The organism is Acinetobacter lactucae (assembly GCF_013344765.1).
Taxonomy (GTDB): domain Bacteria; phylum Pseudomonadota; class Gammaproteobacteria; order Pseudomonadales; family Moraxellaceae; genus Acinetobacter; species Acinetobacter lactucae_A.
Genome location: NZ_JABVBF010000244.1, coordinates 1 through 3,462, shown reverse-complemented (window position 1 = coordinate 3,462; position 3,462 = coordinate 1). Strand labels below are relative to the sequence as shown.

The following is a 3,462-nucleotide window of genomic DNA, read 5'->3' as shown; positions in this document are numbered from 1 at the left end:
ATATAAATTATCGCATTTATATTTGGGGATCACTCCCATGTACGTTTGCTTGTGTCGTGGCATTACTGATCAGGATATTAAAGACGCTATCGAAAATGGCGCTGAAAGCTATCGTGAAATTCGCGATTTGCTTGATCTTGGTACATGTTGCGGACGCTGCGTTCCAGAAGCTCGCGCTATCATTAGCGAAGAATTAGCAGAAATCGCTGCTCGCATTTCTGTAGCTGCATAATAAAAATGAATATTTAACAAAATTTATTGACTCCTCCACCGCTTTTTGCGGAACGTTCATAGTTCCTCATTCAAGCGGTTTTTTTGGGCATAAAAACCATCTTTCTAATATTGTGTTGTTTTTGATTGCGATTTTCATTTGCTGTTCCATAAATTACTCGCCATCTCTATGATTGTTCACTAAAATGGATTTATAGATTGCCTTAATTAAGTTTGAGGCAGAAATTGTTTTGGAGTAGCTACAATGAAAGGCAATCGTGATGTCATTAATCAGCTCAATCAAGTGCTGTATCATCATTTAACTGCAATTAATCAATACTTTTTGCATTCACGCATGTTTAATGACTGGGGAATTGAGCAGCTTGGCTCTGCTGAATATAAAGAATCAATTCGTCAAATGAATCATGCTGATAAAATCATTGAACGTATTTTATTTTTAGAAGGTCTGCCTAACCTTCAGCATTTAGGCAAGCTTTATATTGGTCAACACACAGAAGAAGTTCTCCATTGTGACATTCGTAAAGTAAAAGAAAATATAGAAGCAATTCAAAAAGCAGTTGCTCTAGCTGAAACAGAGCAAGATTATGTCACTCGTGACCTTGTTCAAGAAATTTTAGAAAAAGAAGAAGAGTACTGGGACTGGTTGGATACTCAAATTGATCTCATTGGCAGTGTAGGTATTGAAAACTATATCCAGAGCCAAATGTAATTTCTTATAAAAAAAATCCCCTTGAGTACAAGGGGATTTTTTTTATTACTTCACTTTTAATAATTCTGGTAGCGTTATTTTTTGTTTATAGAGGTGCTGTAAAATAAATATTTGCTGCTGTGCCTGCTCTACTTTTCCATTATAAGCCAGTAGTTTTGCGTACTTACGCAAGTTATATGGAGTAGGCTTATTTTTTACAAACCTCTCCCATTGAATTAAATCAGCTTCAGATAAAACATTTTGGGGATTAAGTTCAATCCACTTTAAACGCTGCTCAAACTGCGTTAAAACAAAAATTTTACCGCTTCCCATAAATTCAGCGTTTGGACGCTTATTATTAAAAAGCAAATTACTATTTAGAACATAGACATTATAATCACGTAGAATTGCAATAATAAGCAATAAACTTACAACACATGACAAACGAAGAAGATGCTTATTGAGGACAATTCCCTTAAGCACAGGAGTCTGAGCTTGTACTATACCAAGCAGGAATCCACAGGTAAGCAAAAAATAAGCATAGCGTTGTGGGAACTCTAACATGGCATGAATAAGTACTGTACATACCATCATAATTGTAATAATCGAGATGGTATTTTTAGCCTGTTGATTTAACCAAATAAACCAGCAAGTAAAGTAGGTAATGATTATAGCCCCCAGTGGAATACCGTTCCAGATAATTAAATCGAGCAGCACATTATGAGCACTAGTCGTCCACTCTCCTGTTGGGAAAGCATGGTAGACTGTCATTTGCGCCACACTGGTTTGATTCCAACCATAACCCAGCCAAGGGTGCTGCTGTACAGCAAGCAGCATTTGTGTCCAGATATTGAATCGCAAATACCCGGAGCTTGCTCTTTCAACCAAACTACTTGCTTGGGTTACATCTGTACTTGACCATGCTTCAATTAAACTAGTAGCAAATGGCAGAACTATGCCAGCCATTACGAAAAAACCACTACACCATAAAAAACCTTGAATAAATCCAAATCTTTTTTGTTTTCTAAATTGTTTAACCATCCAATAGATGAATAAGAATGGAAAAACGATCCATGAAGTGCGTGACTGACTCAATGCGATCGTAAACAAAATAGTTAGAGCTGAAGGTAAGAGTAACCAAAGTGTTACTTTATTTTTTTCATATAAATACAAACATCCTAATAATCCGATAATTAGGAATGTTGCCATATTGTTGGGCTGACCAAAATTTCCGTAAGGACGATTACCAATCAGATGAAGCATATGAACAAAATGCGACTCGATATTTAACCACTGGCAAATTGCAATAAAACAGGTTGCAATTGATACAATAATTGTTAGCAAACTAAAGCCAGAAAAAATTTGGTCTCGCTTTTGCTGATCTAAAGATAGGTTGTAACCTGCTAAGACCATGAACCAAAAACCTAACAAGTAAAATGTACTTAATAAGGCCGTACTCAAATCAAAAACTAGACCGAAGCCCCACTGCACCATAGGAATGAAAGTAAATGGCAACAAAAATAATTGTGGCCTAGGAATTTTAATATTTTGTTGAATTAGGGCAGCTAATACACATAACCCAGCCCCGAATGTACTCACTTCACTTGAAAACATTACCCAAGGGCTATAATGAAATGGCGATAACCATGCAAAGCCCAAAAGGATTACAGCGAGGAATAGGAAGAATACTTGCATAGCGATAGGTTAAAGATCAAAATTTGAGAGAATTATACATGGAACATCAAGGAACCGTTTAGATTCCCTCCGTATGACTCTTTTGCATTCATGCTATATCATCGTTAAGGAATCTGATCAGAAGGAATGAGATGTTCTGTTCCTCCATAAAACCAAAAATTTGGCGCCATCCGTCCGACATAACTCGTACTCCCCCAACACATTAAATCTTGTCCTAAATACACGATCGTAATGTACAAAAATAAAGCCCCCCATAAACTAATCAGTATTTTTGTCTTCATAGTCGAAATTTTTAAATTATTAGCTAATTTCATTTGAGAAAAAGCAAATGCTAAAAATAATATACAGGCTATTTGTGAAGCAGGATAAACTATACTTCCTGAGAACATTGCATCAACTAAAATTGCAATTAAGCCAGCTTTCGCAATAGGTAAAACATTCTTATCTCGAAACAACTTAACAATTTGATATATCATCCAAATTAAAAAAATACATCCAACGACTCCCCATTCAAAAATTAACCTTAAATATAAGTTATGTATGTGATGTCCATATTTATATTGGATTTCTGAGAGATATCCTCCCCCTACTCCAGTCCATGGTTTTTCTTTCCATTGCTCAAAAACGAAACTCCACATCTCTGCACGCATGGATGTTCCAGTTCTCATTACGGTCATGGTATTTTTATCAGCGAAATAAATCGTAGTTTTATAAACTAAAAAAGCTAAAAAAATGTAAATACAGCTTTGCAAAATGAGCTTTCGATTTTCTCGAGAGTATATAAAGAAAATCAACAATCCTGTGGCTACAGCAAGTAAAGCAGATCTGGCCCCGTCAAAAAACCATGC

The 3,462-nt window shown here is 35.8% G+C and carries 4 protein-coding genes; 2 read left to right on the top strand and 2 right to left on the bottom strand.

Going from position 1 to position 3,462, the window contains the following annotated elements:
• Positions 1–37 precede the first annotated feature (37 nt).
• Both HUN22_RS16160 and bfr read left to right on the top strand, forming a co-directional pair.
• A complete protein-coding gene (locus tag HUN22_RS16160; RefSeq protein WP_174731490.1) occupies positions 38–232 on the top strand; it encodes a bacterioferritin-associated ferredoxin in 195 nt (64 codons plus the stop codon).
• 243 nt (positions 233–475) lie between these two features.
• Positions 476–940 (top strand): heteropolymeric bacterioferritin subunit Bfr, encoded by a 465-nt coding sequence (gene bfr, locus HUN22_RS16155; RefSeq protein ID WP_174731487.1) that lies wholly within the window; start codon positions 476–478, stop codon positions 938–940.
• 45 nt (positions 941–985) lie between these two features.
• On the opposite strand, the gene HUN22_RS16150 is transcribed toward bfr, so the two are convergent.
• Both HUN22_RS16150 and HUN22_RS16145 read right to left on the bottom strand, forming a co-directional pair.
• Entirely contained in the window at positions 986–2,614 is a 1,629-nt protein-coding gene (locus HUN22_RS16150) for a PglL family O-oligosaccharyltransferase (RefSeq protein ID WP_174731484.1), read from the bottom strand.
• Positions 2,615–2,718: 104 nt separating this feature from the next.
• Positions 2,719–3,462, bottom strand: a 744-nt coding sequence (locus HUN22_RS16145; protein ID WP_174731481.1) for an O-antigen ligase family protein, incomplete at its 5' end; no start/stop codon positions are given.